The following is an 18,341-nucleotide window of genomic DNA, read 5'->3' on the forward strand; positions in this document are numbered from 1 at the left end:
GGCTTCGCGGCGGTGAAGACCCGCGCCCGCGCCGGGCCTTGACCCGCGCAGCCCGGACCGGGCGCGCGCCTTGATCGACTGGTCACGGCCCCGGGCCGGGTTTACGGTCGAAAAGTGGACGGGACCGTCCACTTCCCCTCAGCGAGGGGTCCCTCACCCGAGGGCAAGGCCTGCCATGACGAGTCCACAGCCGGCACCCACGACCGACGCCGCCGCCCCCGACCGCACGGGCGGCGGCAACGGGATCGCGCTCCTGGTCATCGCCTCGTGCCAGTTGATGGTCGTGCTGGACATCACCATCGTGAACATCGCCCTCCCGCACATCCAGAGCGCCCTGGGCTTCTCCACGACCGGACTGGCCTGGGTGGTCAGCGCCTACACCCTCACCTTCGGCGGGCTGCTGCTGCTCGGCGGCCGGACCGGCGACATCCTCGGCCGGCGCCGCGTCTTCCTCTTCGGCGTCGTGCTCTTCGCCATCGCCTCATTGCTGGGCGGACTCGCCCAGAACTCCGGCCAGTTGCTGGCCGCGCGCGCCTTCCAGGGCGTCGGCGGAGCCATCGCCTCACCGACCGCGCTGGCCCTGATCACCACCACCTTCACCGAAGGGCCCGCGCGCAACCGGGCGTTCGGCGTCTTCGCCGCGGTCTCCGCGGGCGGCGGCGCGATCGGCCTGCTCGCGGGCGGCATGCTCGTCGAATGGCTCGACTGGCGCTGGGTGTTCTTCGTCAACGTGCCGATCGCGGCGCTCATCGTGCTCGCCACGCCCCGCCACATCAAGGAGTCCGAGCGCCACCCCGGCCACTTCGACCTCCTGGGCGCGCTCACCTCCACCCTCGGGATGACCGCGCTGGTCTACGGCTTCATCCGGGCCGCCCAGGAGGGCTGGCGCGACCCGTACACCCTGGGGTCCTTCGGCGCCGCCGTGCTGCTGCTCGTCGCGTTCGTCCTGGTGGAGCGGCGCTCGGAGCGGCCCATCACCCCGCTGCACATGTTCGCCGACCGCAACCGGGCGGGCACCTACGGCATCATGCTGAGCCTCGCCGCCGCGATCTTCGGCATGTTCTTCTTCCTCACCCTGTTCGTCCAGGACGTGCTCGACTTCAGCCCCCTCAAGGCCGGGCTCGCCTTCCTGCCGGTCAGCGCCGTCATCGCGGTGGGCGCGGGCATCGCCTCGCAACTGCTGCCGAAGTACGGGCCCAAGCCGTTCATGGTGACGGGTTCGGTGCTGGCCGCGGCGGGCCTGTCCTGGCTGACGCTCACCGACATCCACTCCACGTACGCGGGCAGCATCCTGGGCCCGATGCTCGTCTTCAGCCTCGGCATGGGCCTGAACTTCGTCTCGCTGACGCTGATGGCCGTCTCGGGCGTGCCCGTGCACGAGACGGGCGCCGCCTCCGGCATGCTCAACGCCACCCAGCAGGTGGGCGGCTCGCTCGGCCTGTCGATCCTGGTCACCGTCTTCGGCACGGCGAGCCGCAACGAGGCGGACGGCCAGGTGGCGAAGTTCCTGCGCCAGGCGAGCCCCGCCGAGCGGCTGACGTTCCGGCGCACCGGAGAGCTCCCGCGCCCCTGGAGCGACCAGGTGCTCACCTCCGGGGTCTCCACCGCCTTCATCGTGGCCGCGGTCTTCGCGATCGTGGCGGCGGTGATCGCCCTGCTGGCCATCCAGGTCCGCCCCGCGGACCTGGAACGCCTCCAGGGCGGAACGACCCCCGGCCCCTGAGACCGCCCGGCGGGGACGCTCTCAGGGACCGGGGACCACGCGGCCCCGCGATGGCATCGGATGTTCCTAGATGTCCCGGAAGATCTCGATCTGCGCGCCCACCGAGTTCAACCGCTCCGCCAGATCCTCGTAGCCGCGGTTGATGACGTACACATTGCGCAGCACGGACGTGCCCTCGGCCGCCATCATCGCGAGCAGGACCACCACCGCCGGGCGCAGGGCCGGCGGGCACATCATCTCCGCCGCGCGCCACCGGGTCGGGCCCTCGACCAGTACCCGGTGCGGGTCGAGCAGCTGGAGGCGGCCGCCGAGGCGGTTGAGGTCCGTGAGGTAGATCGCGCGGTTGTCGTAGACCCAGTCGTGGATGAGGGTCTGGCCCTGGGCCACCGCCGCGATCGCCGCGAAGAACGGCACGTTGTCGATGTTGAGCCCGGGGAACGGCATCGGGTGGATCTTGTCGATCGGCGCCTCCAGCTTGGAGGGGCGGACCGTGAGGTCGATCAGCCGGGTGCGGCCGTTGTCGGCGGCGTACTCCGCGGAGCGGTCGTGGTCCAGGCCCATCTCCTCCAGGACCGCGAGCTCGATCTCCAGGAACTCGATCGGCACCCGACGGATCGTCAGCTCCGACTCGGTGACCACGGCGGCGGCGAGCAGGCTCATCGCCTCGACCGGGTCCTCGGAGGGCGAGTAGTCCACGTCGACGTCGATGTTCGGCACGCCGTGCACGGTGAGCGTGGTGGTGCCGACGCCGTCGACCCGTACGCCCAGGGCCTCCAGGAAGAAGCAGAGGTCCTGGACCATGTAGTTGGAGGAGGCGTTGCGGATGACGGTGACGCCGTCGTGGCGGGCGGCGGCCAGCAGCGCGTTCTCGGTCACCGTGTCGCCGCGCTCGGTCAGGACGATCGGGCGGTCGGGGGCGGTCCGCGTGACCTCGGCGTGGTAGATGCCCTCGGTGGCGGTGATGTCCAGGCCGAAGCGGCGCAGGGCGATCATGTGCGGCTCGATGGTGCGCGTACCGAGGTCGCAGCCGCCCGCGTACGGCAGCCGGAAGTGGTCCATGCGGTGCAGCAGCGGACCGAGGAACATGATGATGGACCGGGTCCGGCGGGCGGCCTCCGCGTCCATGCCGTCCATGTCGAGGTCGGCCGGGGGCACGATCTCGAGGTCGACGCCGTCGTTGATCCAGCGGGTGCGCACGCCGATGGAGTTGAGGACCTCCAGGAGCCGGAAGACCTCCTCGATGCGCGCGACCCGGCGCAGGACCGTGCGGCCCTTGTTGAGGAGCGAGCCGCAGAGCAGTGCCACACAGGCGTTCTTGCTGGTCTTGACGTCGATGGAGCCGGAGAGCCGGCGCCGGCCGACGACCCGCAGATGCATGGGCCCGGCGTAGCCGAGCGAGACGATCTCGCTGTCGAGTGCTTCACCGATGCGGGCGATCATCTCAAGGCTGATGTTCTGGTTGCCGCGCTCGATACGGTTCACGGCGCTCTGGCTCGTTCCCAGAGCCTCGGCCAACTGCGTCTGTGTCCAGCCCCGATGCTGACGGGCGTCACGGATGAGCTTGCCGATGCGTACGAGGTAGTCGTCTGACATGGCGACAGGTTATCTCACATATGAGATGAGAGTGCTGTTGGGGTGCGCCGTCCGGGTGGGGTTGGAGTGAAGGCCGTGTGCGCGGTCCGGGTGAAACACCGTCAGTTCCGATGCTGCGGCCACGGCCGCCGCCCGGCAACCGGAGGGCGCGCGTCCGACTCCACCCGGGTGCCGGTACCCCCGTCCGCCCGGCCCATGCCGAGGAACGCGTGCGACTTCGCCGCACTCGTCCCGCTCTGCGTCGTCTGTCCTTACGTGATGTTCGTCGCGATGGCGGCCGACGGTGACGGCCTGCTGTCACCATCGGCCACGTGCCCGGCGTGTCGCGCCGTGCGCGGGACGCGCCCCGGGCCCCCGGGGCATGCCGGAGCGCGTGCCCACGCATGACCAGGGGGCGCCCATGTACTAGAGTTATCTCGACATCGAGATATCTGCCGAGGCGCACCGCGGCCGTACATATCGCCCCTGTGGCGGTAAGGGTGACCTAACTTAGCCTTACCTTAGCGGACTGGCTATCCCGCGTGGCGGCAGGATGCGGTGGAACGCGCACATATATGAAGGAGACTGTCGTGTCGGCGAACAGCTTCGACGCCCGCAGCACGCTGCAGGTGGGCGACGAGTCGTACGAGATCTTCCGGCTGGACAAGGTCGAGGGCTCCGCGCGCCTCCCTTACAGCCTGAAGGTGCTGCTGGAGAACCTGCTCCGTACCGAGGACGGCGCGAACATCACCGCCGACCACATCCGGGCGCTCGGCGGCTGGGACTCCCAGGCGCAGCCCAGCCAGGAGATCCAGTTCACGCCGGCCCGCGTGATCATGCAGGACTTCACCGGCGTGCCCTGTGTCGTCGACCTCGCCACCATGCGTGAGGCCGTCAAGGAGCTCGGCGGCGACCCGGCGAAGATCAACCCGCTGGCCCCGGCCGAGCTGGTCATCGACCACTCGGTCATCGCCGACAAGTTCGGCACGAAGGACTCCTTCGCGCAGAACGTCGAGCTGGAGTACGGCCGCAACAAGGAGCGCTACCAGTTCCTGCGCTGGGGCCAGACCGCCTTCGACGAGTTCAAGGTCGTCCCCCCGGGCACCGGCATCGTCCACCAGGTCAACATCGAGCACCTGGCCCGCACCGTCATGGTCCGGGGCGGCCAGGCCTACCCCGACACCCTCGTCGGCACCGACTCGCACACCACCATGGTCAACGGCCTCGGTGTGCTGGGCTGGGGCGTCGGCGGCATCGAGGCCGAGGCCGCGATGCTCGGCCAGCCGGTCTCGATGCTCATCCCGCGCGTCGTCGGCTTCAAGCTGACCGGTGAGCTGAACCCGGGCACCACCGCCACCGACCTGGTCCTCACGATCACCGAGATGCTGCGCAAGCACGGCGTCGTCGGCAAGTTCGTCGAGTTCTACGGCGAGGGTGTGGCGGCCACGAGCCTCGCCAACCGCGCCACCATCGGCAACATGTCGCCGGAGTTCGGCTCCACCGCCGCGATCTTCCCGATCGACGACGAGACGCTGAAGTACCTGCGTCTGACCGGCCGCGACGCCCAGCAGGTCGCGCTCGTCGAGGCGTACGCCAAGGAGCAGGGCCTCTGGCTCGACCCGGCCGCCGAGCCCGACTTCTCCGAGAAGCTGGAGCTCGACCTCTCCACGGTCGTCCCCTCCATCGCCGGCCCCAAGCGCCCGCAGGACCGCATCGTCCTCGCCAACGCCGCCGAGCAGTTCGCCAAGGACGTCCTCAACTACGTCGAGGTCCCCACCACCCAGGCCGGCACCGCCGCCTCCCCGGTGGACGAGGCGAGCGACGAGTCCTTCCCGGCCTCCGACGCCCCGGCCTACGGCAGCCAGGAGAACGGCGCGGGCGCCCCGCAGCACGCCGAGGGCACCGGTGCCGCCGTCCCGTCGAACCCGGTCACGGTCACCGCCGCCGACGGCTCGACCTACGAGATCGACCACGGCGCCGTCACCGTCGCCGCGATCACCTCCTGCACCAACACCTCGAACCCGTACGTGATGGTCGCCGCGGCGCTCGTCGCGAAGAAGGCCGTGGAGAAGGGCCTGACCCGCAAGCCGTGGGTCAAGACCACGCTCGCCCCGGGCTCGAAGGTCGTCACCGACTACTTCGACAAGGCCGGTCTGACGCCCTACCTCGACAAGATGGGCTTCAACCTCGTCGGCTACGGCTGCACGACGTGCATCGGCAACTCGGGCCCCCTCGACGAGGAGATCTCGAAGGCGGTCAACGAGCACGACCTCGCGGTCACCTCGGTGCTCTCCGGCAACCGCAACTTCGAGGGCCGGATCAACCCCGACGTCAAGATGAACTACCTGGCGTCCCCGCCGCTGGTCGTCGCGTACGCCATCGCGGGCTCGATGAAGGTCGACATCACCACCGAGGCCATCGGCACGGACACTGACGGCAACCCGGTCTTCCTCAAGGACATCTGGCCCACCGAGGCCGAGGTCAACGACGTCGTGGCGAACGCCATCGGCGAGGACATGTTCAACAAGTCCTACCAGGACGTCTTCGCGGGCGACGCCCAGTGGCAGTCGCTGCCGATCCCGACCGGCAACACCTTCGAGTGGGACCCGCAGTCCACCTACGTCCGCAAGCCCCCCTACTTCGAGGGCATGCAGATGGAGACGACGCCGGTCACCGACATCACGGGCGCGCGCGTCCTGGCCAAGCTGGGCGACTCGGTCACCACCGACCACATCTCCCCGGCCGGTGCGATCAAGGCCGACACCCCGGCCGGCAAGTACCTCACGGAGCACGGCGTGAACCGCCGCGACTTCAACTCCTACGGCTCGCGCCGTGGCAACCACGAGGTCATGATCCGGGGCACGTTCGCCAACATCCGCCTGCGCAACCAGATCGCGCCGGGCACCGAGGGCGGCTTCACCCGCGACTTCACCCAGGCGGACGCCCCCGTCTCCTTCATCTACGACGCGTCGCAGAACTACCAGGCCGCCGGCATCCCGCTGGTGATCCTGGCGGGCAAGGAGTACGGCTCGGGTTCGTCCCGCGACTGGGCCGCCAAGGGCACGGCGCTGCTCGGCGTCAAGGCCGTCGTCGCCGAGTCCTACGAGCGCATCCACCGCTCGAACCTCATCGGCATGGGCGTCCTGCCGCTCCAGTTCCCGGAGGGCGCCACGGCCGCCTCCCTGGGCCTGACCGGCGAGGAGACCTTCTCCATCACGGGCGTCACCGAGCTGAACGAGGGCACGACCCCGCGCACGGTGAAGGTCACCACCGACACGGGCGTGGAGTTCGACGCGGTGGTCCGCATCGACACCCCCGGTGAGGCGGACTACTACCGCAACGGCGGCATCATGCAGTACGTGCTGCGGAACCTGATCCGCGGCTAGCGGACCCGGCCAGCAGGAAGGGCCGCACCCCCTCCCGGGGGTGCGGCCCTTTGGCCTTCGCTAGGTAGTCCAGACGGTGATGGGCTCTCCGGTTTCCCCATCCGGCTGAGCAGGGTCCGCTCCGCTGTCCACGGCGATGATTTTCCGGCACACGACGAACCCGGATCCGCTCCTGGAGCGAAGCGAGACGACGAGGTGTTTCTCCCGCCACCGGTCGTCCATCTTGACCAGTTCTAGGATCTGTCGGGCTTCTTCTTCGCCGGTGGGGCGAATCTCCATCGTTTCGTAGCGCGTGACCAGTTGGACAGCACGTACCCCTTCGAAAAGCAGGTCCAGACGGGTCGTGTCCATGCCGTCCGGTACCGATCGAAGGAGTAGCTGTGAGTGCCCCACCCCATAGCGCCAGAGGGTGAAGGTGCGCTCGGACCTGAACCAGACCTCACGGTCGGCACTCCTAGTGGAATGGGTTGTCAACGATGCGCCCCTTTCGATACCAAGTGATTCTGTTCCATGCGTGAGGGGAATTTCTGATCCGGGAGAGTTCCCAGTTCGTCAGACCCTCAAATCCGCTCGGGTCAACTGAATCGCCAGCGCGTGCAGACGCGATGGGATCCGTGATGTCGTCCAGGTTGAATGATATGCGCGTATTAGATTCTGGCGCCAGGAACTCTTCCAGCTTCTTGTACCAGGGGCCTTTACCGGGCCAATCGGAGTAGGCGCTTGCTCCCCGTTCCATGGCGAATTCCTCGAGCGCCCAGGGGTTATCCCGTGTTGCGCTTAGGCCGAGCGCGATGTGATCGCAGTTGGAATTATGCACCAGCACCGGCGTGTCGTCGGCGAGTACATAGTACGTATGCAGGTCGGCTACGGTCAGGTTGTACGTACGTGCATGCTGGCTGAATGGACGGTTGGACGCCACCCGGACCGTTTTCCTGTGGATGCTCAGGAGGGTTGAGCCAGGTGTGAGATCTTTCGCCTTGACCCAGCGGTCTTCAGATGGGCTCCAGAAAGGGTGCTCGTAGGTGGCAATGATCTTGTGGGGCCCACTGGCGGTCGAGAGAGTCAGCTCATTGAAAAGCTTGTCATCCTGAGTGATGATCAGTCGGGTGACTTTACGAAGGCCCGTCTTGCCCGTAAGTGGATTAGTGGCGAGGACCTCGTCGTCAGGTCGAACGTCTTCGATGGCCTTAGTCTGGCGGCCCTTCATGAGGACTTTGGTGCCGGAGACGAAGCAATTGAGGCAGCCGCTTGGCCTTCCTCCGGTTTTGCTGCGGAGTTCGTCCGTGAACCTGAGGAGTGCCGCCATCTTGGACTTGAAGGTGAGCTGCTGAGTCAGTTCTCCGCAGGCGTCGAGGTCATAGTCCACGCAACTAGCCAGTGAACTGAGATGCAAGATGAAATTGGCGTAGTACGCTGCCTTGTTCATCGCAGCTTCGAAGGCAGGCCCCATGTTGATGATTTCACAGGCCACTTCGTGGTGCTGGCAGAAGCGGGCGGGATTGTTGCGGGCTTGCTCGCATCCGTCGAATCCACATCGGTATCTTTCCGGGGAAACTCGCCCTTCCGCTCGGGCCTTTCGGCGTGCTTCTTCTTCGGTCTGGAGCTTTACTTTGACAGTGTGGAAGACGTCCTTAAGCGCATCCATAGCAGCTTTGGCATCCTTGCCTGCTGCATTGGCGATGGCCCGGGCTTCGGTGGCTGCTGTCCACGCGCTGGCGGCGGAAGCGTGTGCCCGCTCGGCAGATACCGCAGCCTCCACCCATGACGTGGTTGCCCTGCTCGCTGCTCCCTGTGCCTCGTCGGAGGCTTGGCGTGCCGACTTCGCGGAGGCGGCTGCCTGCGCTGCGGAGGCTTCGGCTTCCTTGGCGGACTTGGAAGCCTGATCGGCGTAGTATCGAGCCTCACGCTTTTTCTGTTCGGCTTCCTGGGCAGCGATCTGCGCTTCATCGGACGCTTTTCTGGCCAGCAAGGCGGCTTCGCGGGCTTCGGCGGCATTTTGTTGCGCGGTGGCCGCGACCTTGGCAGCCTCCGCGATCAGCTGTTGTACCCGTGCAATGTGGGTAGTAGCGAGCAGATCCTGCTGCTGTGCTCTGTACTGCCCGGATTCGATGAAGGCATGCAGTTGCTGAGCTGGGCCCTCCAAGGCGATCCGGGCTTCCGCCTTGACCTGCGGGCCAGCATGGTCAATCAGTACGGCAGCACGAACTCGTTCGTCCTGAGTGCGGGCGGCGTACTGCCCTGTCGCAATAAAATCTCGGTACTTCAGGAAGTCCCCGGACTCCAGCGCTGCTCGGCCAGCCCTCTGCACGCCGGGCCCAGCACCGTTGATGATCCGAGCGATGTGGACCCTGAGGTCCTGGGCAGATACCCGGTATTGGCCGGTAGCCAGGAACTCGGCAATTTCTGTGGAATCACCCTTGAGTGCCGATTCGGCGGCGGCGCGTACCGATGCGAGAGGGCTTTCCTCGGCCAGTTCCTCGACCTGGAAGCGCTGATCGTCTGCGGCCGCATCTTTCCAGCCACTGCGGACATACTCGGCGACGTCCTCGCCTGAACCTGCGAGCGCAGCTTCAGCGGCAGCTACACTCCACGGGCCGCGCAGTCGCATCGCCAAGAACGCACTTTTCCGGCCCTGGCCAGCAACATCCTTCGGGTCGGCATCGGGCCGGGCGGCTTCGTCTGCCAAGCGCAGAGCCTCACGCTCGAGGTCCTCAGTTTCTTTAGCCTTCTTTTCCCGGTCCTTCGAGCGCTTCTCCTCCTGAGTTGTGAGGTCTCTCGCGCGTTCGATACCTTCGTTCGTGCGAGCGGTCAACGCCTCGGCTTCGATCTGCCGTGCCAGATCATGAGTGGACTGGGCCCGGGCCGCAGCTGTGCTAGCTGAGTTAGCGGCTTGGGTCGCTGCCTTTGCATGGGCTTCTGACCGTGTAGCCGCTGTGTCCGCCTCACCGGCATGCGTGGCTGCGTCGTCAGCTGCTTTGGCCGCGTTCTCGGCGTGTGCAGCGGCTGAGTTCGCAGCATCGCGTGATTGGCCGGCTGCAGAAGCAGCCTTACGTGCCAGCGACTCGGCGGCGAGAGCGGCGCGGTTGGCCTCACTCGCGTGTCGGCGGGCCGCTGCGGCAGCTTCCTTCGCCTCGGCCGAGCTGCTGTCGGCCTGGTTGACATATTGGCTGGCTTCCTCTGCGGCTGTAGCCGCAGCGTCGGCATTCCCGCCCGCACTCAGAGCAACAAGAGCGGCATCCCCAGCCGCTGACGCGGCGACGCTCGCCTGGCTGGCCGCATCTGCCGCCAAGTGCGCGCCTTTGGCTGCAGTGCGCGCGCTCTCAGCTGCCTGGCGTGCAACCGAGGCTTTGGTCTTGTCCAAGGCTGCCGCAGCGGCCGCGCTCTGAGCTCTGGAGGCGGCCTGAGCCGCACCTGCCGCCGCGGCTGCAGCCTGAGACGCCGCATTGGCCGCTATGCGAGCGGAGCTATTGGCTGCTCGGGCTGCGTCGATTGCCTGTTGCGCAGCCGAGGCAGCCTGATTGGCTGCATTGGCCGCCTCCTTCGCCTTCGCCGCTGCCTTAACGGCATCGTTCTTGGCGAGCGCCGTCTCGGCGGCGGCCTTCTCGGCGTCCTTCTTCGCCTGTTTTGATGCGGTGACAGCGCGGGCCGACGCATCCTTGGCTGCTTCCGTCTCCGCTGCGGCTTGGCGGCCTGCTTCCCGGGCCTGGTCGGCGAGTTGAGCGACGCTGGCGTGCTCCTGGTCGCGTGTCCGGGCCACGTATTGCCCGACCTGTAAGAACTCGCGGATGTCCTCCGGTGTCCCATTCAACGCGACACGGCCTGCAGCCACCACATTGGCGCCACCCGTGCTAAGGATTTGCGCCAGCTGGACACGGTCGTCTTGGTCGCGCTGGGAGTACTGACCCTGTTCCAGGAAGGCGTTGATGTCCTCAGCCGTGCCATTGAGAGCTTTTCGTCCGGCTTCTTGGACTCCACGGCCACCGGAGTTGACGACTTGGGCCACTCGCACTCTCTGGTCCTGCTCCCAGGGGTCTTTCCAGCCATCCTTCAAGAAAGACTTGAGTTCCTCGGGGGTGCCGTTGAGTGCTTTGAGAGCCGCCTCTTGCACTCCTCGCCCGCCGACGCTTATGAGCTGGCCGGCTGCGACCCGATTATCTGCGAACTCTTCCTTGTCCTTAACCTGTTCAAGAAAGTACTTGACGTCAGAGTCGCTACCGAGGAGCGCGACTTCCGCTGCCGCCTTCATCCCGGTTCCACCGGTCTTCCACAGCTCCAGGACCTGTCCTCGCGCCGTAGGAGCAATGGGTCCGGGGTCCGTCTCGGTGGTGGCCGCAGCTGCCCCCGCTGATCCGGGTTCCACGAGAGCAGTCACGAGGAGCGTGGACAACAGGCTGATACTTAAGGCGCGTATCACGACGGAGGGACTTCGGGTTCCGGCCTTCCGGCCCGCTTTTCGTTTCAAGGCGACACTCATTTCGGTTACTGAGATCGTCAGTTGCCGTATTCCGGCGCCGAGAGCTTAGCCGTTCATCTGAGGCCTGTTCGCCGCTCCCTGCTTGTTGGCAGGAACAGCTGTAAGGTTGGCTTGAATGAGGCGAGTCCTATGCGCTGGAGGGGGGAGTTACTGGTTCCAATAATGGCTAGATTCAGGTAGTCGCGAAGCCGTGTGAATCAGATCACCTTGACACTGTGGGTTGCGCGCCGGATATTGGCTCGGGGATTCTATTTCGACAGAAGTGCGTGGGGGGCGCAGTCCATGGTCACCCATGCCTGAAAGGACACCGGTGACCTCTCTTATTCGTAGATTGATAATGGCTGGAAGTGCTGTTGCGCTGGCGGCTGTGGTCAGCGTTCCCGCCCTGGCGTCAGCCAGCTCCCCGTCTGCTCCCGCTGTGCAGGCCACAAGCGAGTTGCCGCCCTCGGGGGTCGAGGACTTCGCGTACCCCGGCTCCGCCAGGATCGAGGCGGACAGGAAGATCACCCTGATAAAAGGGGACGGTCATATCGTGCTCGCCGACTCCTGTGACGGCTCACCGCAGCAAATCAGGGTGTGGACACGGAGCAACGACAGTAAGGATGTTTGCTTCCGTGTCATCGGTAAGAGCGGCTACCTGGCCATGAAAATCGCGGATGTCTGGGCCGTGGAGACCAAGGACCACCCTGTCACCGCCGACCTGACAGCGGATGGCGGCAAGACACATCAGACCGTTGATGTGCAGCCCGGTCACTTCGAGTCTGTGGGCGAGGGGGCCGGTGCTGAGCCCACCGCGCTCCTTGAGCTGCGGGTGACTGGCTGAGTGCCTCAGTCCTGCCGTCGGTCGGCTGTAGAACGCCGAATCAAGCATTTGACGAGAAAGATGAAGATGACTGCCAGACGTTCGCACTGGACCTGGGTAACGGGTCTTTCGGCTGCGGTTGTGTTTGCCGGAACACTCCTCAGCCCCCAGGCTGAGGCGTTAGCAGGAACACCCATCGATGACGGGACGTACACGTTCGCTGTCAAGATTCATATCGGAGAAGGCCAGCGGACCTGTTCCGGTGCTTTGGTGGACCCGCAATGGGTGCTGACTGCGGCCAGTTGTTTTGCCGAGAACCCGCAGCAGGGATTTGATATCCCCGCAGGTGCCCCCAAGATGAAAACCAGGGTCACCCAGGAGGGTGGTAGCCCCAGACCGATCCTCAATGTCGAGGGAACCATCGCCGAGCTGGTTCCTGCCAAGGGGCGCGACCTGGTTATGGCCAGGATGTACACGGGCATCATCAATGGCGGCGGCAAGTACACCGGGTTCGAGCCGGCACTCCGCCGCGGCGAGGGGGCCGCCCCGATTCAGCTCGCCACCACCGCCCCGGTCGACGGCGAGTCACTGCGAGTGGTGGGCTTCGGCCGGACAAAGGGCGAGTGGGTGCCTGACCGCCCCCACACTGGTTCCTTCACGGTGGGATCCACTGACGGCGTGAACTTCGGTATCGACAAGAAGAGCGGGACTGACGCCAGTCTCTGTAAGGGCGATGCCGGCGCACCGGCCTTCCGCGAGGCGGACGGTAAGGTCGAATTGGTCGGCATCAACAGCCGCTCCTGGCAGGGTGGTTGCCTGGGTGAGAGTGAGGCCCGTACGGGAGCACTTGAGACTCGGGTTGACGATATGAATGACTGGGTCCAGAAGACCCGCCAGCGTCCCAAGCCTCCAAATCTGAACACCCTGACGACGACTGCGGACTTCAACCGTGATGGCCGCACGGACATAGCGGTGGTCTTCGATGACGGATCGCTCAATGCCTTCTATGCGAGCGCCAATGGCAATCTCGAGTACGGTCGTCCGTTGTGGCGGTGGGATGGAAATTGGGGGTCGAACAAGCGGATTATCGCCGGTGACTACAACGGCGACGGTGTGTCCGATATCGCGGCTGTCGGCGGCGACGGGGCTCTGAAGCTGTACCTGGGTAGGGCGGATGGCGGCCTTGCAGAGGGGAAGCAAATGTGGCCGGACACCTCATGGAAGAGCATGCTTCAGGTCGCCCGGTACAGGGCGAACGGCTCGACTCGTGATGGACTGATCGGCGTCTCGGGCGACGGTTCGCTGTACACGTATGCCACGAACCCGGACGGTGTCCTCGCTGGGCAGAGGCACCAGGTGTGGCGCGACAGCACATGGAAGCCCACGAAGCAGATCGCCACCGGCGACTTCAACCAGGACGGTCGCGATGACATCGTGGCCATCACCAGCGACGGCGGACTGCGCGGTTACCACGGGAATACGCAGGGGCTGTTCGACAATGGCGTCTCCGTATGGCCGGATACGTCGTGGAGCAACACAAGCATTCTGCTCGGCGGAGACGTCAACGGAGATGGCAAGCCCGACCTGGTGAGACTGTGGATCGCGTCGCAGTCGTTGAAGCTTTACAAGGGCACTGGCCAGTCCACCTTCGTCGACGGCGTATCCCTGTGGCGTCAGGTCTCTTGACCTCCTGGCTTCCTTGAGAAAACACGATGGGCCACACTCCGTGAGGGGTGCGGCCCATCGTCATGCGTGGCGCTTCAGAGAAGTGCCGGTGGGACTAGAACAGGATGCGGTAGGTGTTCCAGCCGCCGCTGCCGACCTGGACGCGGGACTTGTACGGGGACGAGGCGTTGCCCGTGCCCGAGTAGCGCCACAGGGTGCCGTCGTTGCCGCGCGCGACCAGGTCGGTCTTGCCGTCGAAGTCCATGTCACCGATGGAGACGAGGCTGTTGTACGTGTTCCAGCCGCCCCCGATCTTGGTGCGGCCCTCGAACGGGGCCTTGTAGTTGCCCGTTCCCTTGTAGAGCCACAGGGTGCCGTCGCCGCCGCGCGCCACGATGTCGGCCTTGCCGTCACCGGTCAGGTCGCCGTTGCCGGCGATCTGCGTGTACTGGCCCCAGCCGCCGCCGACCTTGTAACGGGACGTCAGCGTGCCGTTGCCGTAGTTGAGGTAGATGTACAGGTTGCCGCTGCCGTCACGGGCCAGCAGGTCACCCGCGGCCGCGCCGCCGAGGTTGCCCACGGACCAGATGCGGTTGTAGGTGTTCCAGCCGCCGCCCACGAGCTCGGGGGACTGGTTCCACTTCATGTAGCCCAGGTAGCCGTCCGCGCCACGGAACCAGACGCCGGTCGCGTCGCCGCCGTTGCCATCGCTGTCGACCTGGACGACGTCGCGGTCTGTGCCGAAGCCGTGGCCGAGCTCTTCACGGTTGCCGAGGCCGCCGTTCCCGTCCGGGCCGTAGCCGTACTGGGTGCCGTTGCTGGAGATGCCGTAGAGGCTGAACTGGGAAGGCGCCGTCGCCGCCACCGCGCCGGAGCGCAGCGAGGAGGGGGCCTTCGCCGCCGGGGCGGCCGAGCCGGCCGACTTGGCGGGGTTCTCCGCCGCGACCGCGGACGCGCCGGTCGCGACGAGCGCCGCGGTGATGGCCGCGGCGGCGAGACGGGCGGCTATGCGCCCGCCCTTACGGCCAGAAGTGTTGGCCACGTATTTCTCCATGGAGTTGTTGAGACATGGCGCGTCCCACCAGGGGGGCCCGCCATAGGATCAGTGAGATCGTTTCACGGCTTTCTCACATCTTCCAAACAGATATGTGCGGGAATCGTCACGACCGCTTCGGCGCCGTCCCCGCAACGCCGAAGGGCCGCACCGCCGAAGCGGTACGGCCCTCCGCCAGATCCCATCAGACCCGATCAGACCGGATCGGACCGGATCGGATCAGACCGAGTTGGATCAGACCGAGTTGGTCAGACCGGTCGATCAGAAGAACAGTCGGTAGGTGTTCCAGCCCGCCGTACCGATCTTCACGCGCGACTTGTACGGGTCCGCGGCGTTGCCGTTGCCCGAGTAGCGCCACAGCGCGCCCGAGGCGTCGCGGCCGACGAGGTCGGTCTTGCCGTCGAGGTCGAGGTCGCCCGGCGAGAAGATCGTGTTGTAGGTGTTCCACCCACCACCGATCTTCGTGCGGCCCTCGAAGGGCGCCTTGTAGTTGCCGGTGCCCTTGTAGAGCCACAGGGTGCCGTCGCCGCCGCGCGCCACGATGTCGGCCTTGCCGTCGCCCGTGAGGTCACCGTTGCCGGCGAGGGCCGTGTACTGGCCCCAGCCGCCGCCCACCAGGTAGCGGGACGTCATCTTGCCGGTGCCGTAGCCCAGGTACAGGTACAGGTTGCCCGACGAGTCGCGGCCCAGGAGGTCACCGGCGCCCGCGCCGCCCAGGTTGCCCGGGGAGAGCAGGGCGTTGTACGTGTTCCAGCCGCCACCGATGGTGATCGGGTTGGAGCCGTCGGCCGGGGCGTAGTACAGGTTGCCGTTGTAGTCGGCCTGCCAGGCGCCGTCCACGACGTTGTCGCCGTCCTGTTCGACCTGGCCGACCCACTTGAACGCCCAGCCCGCGTTGCCCTCGAAGCCCGTGCGCGACTCGAGGCCGCCGTTGCCGTCCGGCGCGTAGTACCAGGCGGTGTTGGACTTGTCGATGCCGTACAGGCCGAAGACCGGCGCGTCGCCCGGGTCCGCGGCCTGGGCGCCGGTCAGCGCGCGCTTGGCCGGCTTCGCCGTCGGGGCCTTGAACGGCTTCGCCGAGGGGTTGTCGGCGGCGAAGGCGGTGGCGCCGGTGCCGACGAGGGCGGCGGTGACCGCCGCGGCAGCGAGACGCGAAGCTATGCGTCCACGCTTACGGCCAGAGATATTGGCCACGTATGTCTCCATTGGTCGTGAATGAGACGTGGTGCGACTCGGGTGTCGAGTCGCGTCACGAGTTCAGCGGAATCGTTTCACGACTCCTTTACCTGTCAACCCGCTTGGCGACAAAGGGGATCAAGACAACAGCTATTTCTCGCCCCTCGTTCACCATCCGTATCCCTAAAACGCCCAAAAGGGCCGCATTTCCCCTACGGGAATACGGCCCTCCGGTTATCGCGTGTGGCTCGAAGCCGCCGGAACGGCGTCAGAACAGCAGCCGGTACGTGTTCCAGCCGCCGCTCCCGATCTTGACGCGCGACTTGTACGGGTCCGCGGCGTTTCCGGTGCCCGAGTAGCGCCACAGCGCACCCGAGGCGTCGCGGCCGAGCAGGTCGGTGGTGCCGTCCAGGTCCACGTCGCCCGAGGAGACGATGGCGTTGTAGATGTTCCAGCCCCCGCCTATCCTCGTGCGCCCCTCGAAGGGGGCCTTGTAGTTGCCGGTGCCCTTGTAGAGCCACAGGGTGCCGTCGCCGCCGCGCGCCACGATGTCGGCCTTGCCGTCACCGGTGAGGTCGCCGTTCCCGGCGAGGGCGGTGTACTGGCCCCAGCCGCCGCCCACCTTGTAGCGCGAGGTCAGCTTGCCGTTGCCGTAGCCCAGGTACAGATAGAGCGTGCCGGAGGCGTCGCGGCCCAGCAGGTCGCCGCCGTCCGCGCCGCCGAGGTTGCCCGCGGAGAGCAGCGTGTCGTAGATGTTCCAGCCGCCGCCGACGGTGGTGGTCTCCACTTCGAGCAGCGGCTCGTACGTCATCGTGCCGTTGGCGTCCCACTTCCAGACGCCGTCCGCGACGCCGTCGGCGTCGTTGTCGACCTGGGCGCCGTTCTTCACCCCGCCCTGGCCCTCCTCGAACAGCATCCGGGACGCGAAGCCGCCCTCGGAGTCGGGCAGATAGGAGAAGCTGTTGCCGGAGCGGTCCACGCCGATGAGCGCGAAGACCGGGTAGGCGCCGTTGGGGTCGTCGGAGGTGGTGACACCGCGCTTGCCCTTGGCCGCGGCGAGCGCGACGGCCTTGGCGGTCGCGGCCTTCACCGAGGCCTTCGCCGAGGGGGCCGGCTGATCGGCCGCGAACGCGGTGGCGCCGGTGCCGACGAGGGCGGCGGCGACGGCCGCGGCGGCGAGACGGGAAGCCGTCCGCCCGGGCGTACGGCCTGAAGACTTGGCCACGTGTCTCTCCATGGGGTCGATGAGCCATGACGCGGCCCGGGGCGCGCCTGTGGAACCGCGCGCCGGACACGTCACGTGATCAGCGAGATCCTTACACAACTCCCTTACGTGTCAACCTGTTTGAGTGCGGAGGGGCAACGGCGAAGGGCCGCGCCCCCGTCTCCGGGAGTGCGGCCCTCGCGTCACACGTCAGGACGTCAGGACGTCAGAAGAACAGCCGGTAGGTGTTCCAGCCGCTCGTCCCGATGTTCTTGCGGCCCGCGAACGGCGCCGCCGCGTTGCCCGTGCCCGAGTAGCGCCACAGGGAGCCGTCGGTGCCGCGCGCGACGAGGTCGGTCGTGCCGTCCAGGTCCAGGTCGCCCATGGAGAACAGCGCGTTGTACGTGTTCCAGCCGCCCCCGATCCGGGTGCGGCCCTCGAAGGGCGCCTTGTAGTCGCCGGTGCCCTTGTAGAGCCACAGCGTGCCCGAGGCGTCGCGGGCGACGAGGTCGTTCTTGCCGTCGCCCGTCAGGTCGCCGTTGCCGGCGATCTGGTTGTAGGCGTTCCAGCCGCCGCCGACCTTGTAGCGGGTCGCCAGCTTGCCGTTGCCGTACCCCAGGTACACGTAGAGCGTGCCCGCGCTGTCGCGGGCGAGCAGGTCGCCCGCGGCGGCGCCGCCGAGGTTGCCGGGGGAGAGCACCAGGTTGTAGGTGTTCCAGCCGCCGCCGACCGTCCACGGAGTGTCGGAGTCGTCCGCGGCGTAGTACATCGTGCCGTTCTTGTCCCACTCCCACCAGCCGTCGGCGTACCCGTCGGCGTCGTGGTCGACCTGGGCCGACCACTTGATGGCGTCCCAGCCCGTGTCGATCTTCGCGCGCGGGCTGAGGGCGCCGCCGCCGTCGCGGATGTAGCCGTAGAGCGTGTTGGCGCGGTCCGCGGCGAACAGGTCGAACTGGGGGGCCTCGGGGCTGGGCGCGGCAACGACCGCGCCGGAGCGCGTGAGCGACGGCGCGGAGGGCTTCGGGGCGGCCTTGAAGGGCTTGGGCGGATCGACCGCCGCGGCCGCGGTCGCACCGGCGCCGACGAGGGAGGCGGCGGCCACGACGGCGCCGAGCCGCGCGGCTATGCGGCTGCGCTTGCTGCCGGAGGTCCCGGAAGTCCCGCGAGTCGCGGAATCCTTGGCCAGATTCTTGGCCACGTAGTTCTCCATGATCCATGAGGCTCAGATGCGACGTGGCGCGCCTCAGCAGACGAGACGCGCCACGGGTTTCACCGGAATCCTGCC

11 protein-coding genes are annotated in these 18,341 nt (G+C 66.8%); 4 read left to right on the forward strand and 7 right to left on the reverse strand.

All coding sequences use genetic code 11. The features are described from left to right. The first annotated feature begins 175 nt into the window (after positions 1-175). The gene (locus AC069K_RS26110; protein WP_478620414.1) at positions 176-1,723 is read left to right on the forward strand and encodes an MFS transporter; all 1,548 of its coding nucleotides are present in this window, start codon (positions 176-178) and stop codon (positions 1,721-1,723) included. Positions 1,724-1,789: 66 nt separating this feature from the next. On the opposite strand, the gene AC069K_RS26115 is transcribed toward AC069K_RS26110, so the two are convergent. Beyond that, the gene (locus AC069K_RS26115; RefSeq protein WP_358833381.1) at positions 1,790-3,316 is read right to left on the reverse strand and encodes a helix-turn-helix domain-containing protein; all 1,527 of its coding nucleotides are present in this window, start codon (positions 3,314-3,316) and stop codon (positions 1,790-1,792) included. Positions 3,317-3,870: 554 nt separating this feature from the next. On the opposite strand from AC069K_RS26115, the gene AC069K_RS26120 reads away from it, so the two are divergent. Beyond that, positions 3,871-6,681, forward strand: coding sequence for an aconitate hydratase (locus AC069K_RS26120; protein ID WP_478620418.1), 2,811 nt, complete (start codon positions 3,871-3,873; stop codon positions 6,679-6,681). A gap of 60 nt (positions 6,682-6,741) precedes the next feature. Here the strand turns inward: AC069K_RS26120 and AC069K_RS26125 are convergent, their stop codons facing one another. Both AC069K_RS26125 and AC069K_RS26130 read right to left on the reverse strand, forming a co-directional pair. After that, positions 6,742-7,032 (reverse strand): hypothetical protein, encoded by a 291-nt coding sequence (locus tag AC069K_RS26125; RefSeq protein ID WP_478620421.1) that lies wholly within the window; start codon positions 7,030-7,032, stop codon positions 6,742-6,744. A gap of 103 nt (positions 7,033-7,135) precedes the next feature. Continuing rightward, positions 7,136-10,984 carry a polymorphic toxin-type HINT domain-containing protein gene (locus AC069K_RS26130; protein WP_478620476.1) on the reverse strand — a complete coding sequence of 1,283 codons (3,849 nt, stop codon included), beginning with the start codon at positions 10,982-10,984 and terminating at the stop codon, positions 7,136-7,138. Positions 10,985-11,573: 589 nt separating this feature from the next. Between AC069K_RS26130 and AC069K_RS26135 the strand changes: the two genes are divergently transcribed. Beyond that, a complete protein-coding gene (locus AC069K_RS26135; protein WP_478620423.1) occupies positions 11,574-11,978 on the forward strand; it encodes a hypothetical protein in 405 nt (134 codons plus the stop codon). 60 nt (positions 11,979-12,038) lie between these two features. Beyond that, the gene (locus AC069K_RS26140) at positions 12,039-13,643 is read left to right on the forward strand and encodes an FG-GAP-like repeat-containing protein (RefSeq protein ID WP_478620426.1); all 1,605 of its coding nucleotides are present in this window, start codon (positions 12,039-12,041) and stop codon (positions 13,641-13,643) included. 94 nt (positions 13,644-13,737) lie between these two features. Here AC069K_RS26140 and AC069K_RS26145 read toward each other — a convergent pair whose 3' ends face one another. The 4 genes from AC069K_RS26145 to AC069K_RS26160 form a co-directional block, all read right to left on the reverse strand. Further along, the gene (locus AC069K_RS26145) at positions 13,738-14,664 is read right to left on the reverse strand and encodes an FG-GAP-like repeat-containing protein (protein WP_478620429.1); all 927 of its coding nucleotides are present in this window, start codon (positions 14,662-14,664) and stop codon (positions 13,738-13,740) included. A gap of 273 nt (positions 14,665-14,937) precedes the next feature. After that, a complete protein-coding gene (locus AC069K_RS26150; RefSeq protein WP_358833378.1) occupies positions 14,938-15,870 on the reverse strand; it encodes an FG-GAP repeat domain-containing protein in 933 nt (310 codons plus the stop codon). Between the two features lie 250 nt (positions 15,871-16,120). Beyond that, a complete protein-coding gene (locus AC069K_RS26155) occupies positions 16,121-17,077 on the reverse strand; it encodes an FG-GAP repeat domain-containing protein (protein ID WP_478620433.1) in 957 nt (318 codons plus the stop codon). Positions 17,078-17,282: 205 nt separating this feature from the next. Then, on the reverse strand, positions 17,283-18,266 hold the full coding sequence (locus AC069K_RS26160) for an FG-GAP-like repeat-containing protein (RefSeq protein ID WP_478620436.1): 984 nt from the start codon (positions 18,264-18,266) through the stop codon (positions 17,283-17,285). Between the last annotated feature and the right edge of the window lie 75 nt (positions 18,267-18,341).

This window comes from Streptomyces sp. NPDC043908 (assembly GCF_056435525.1).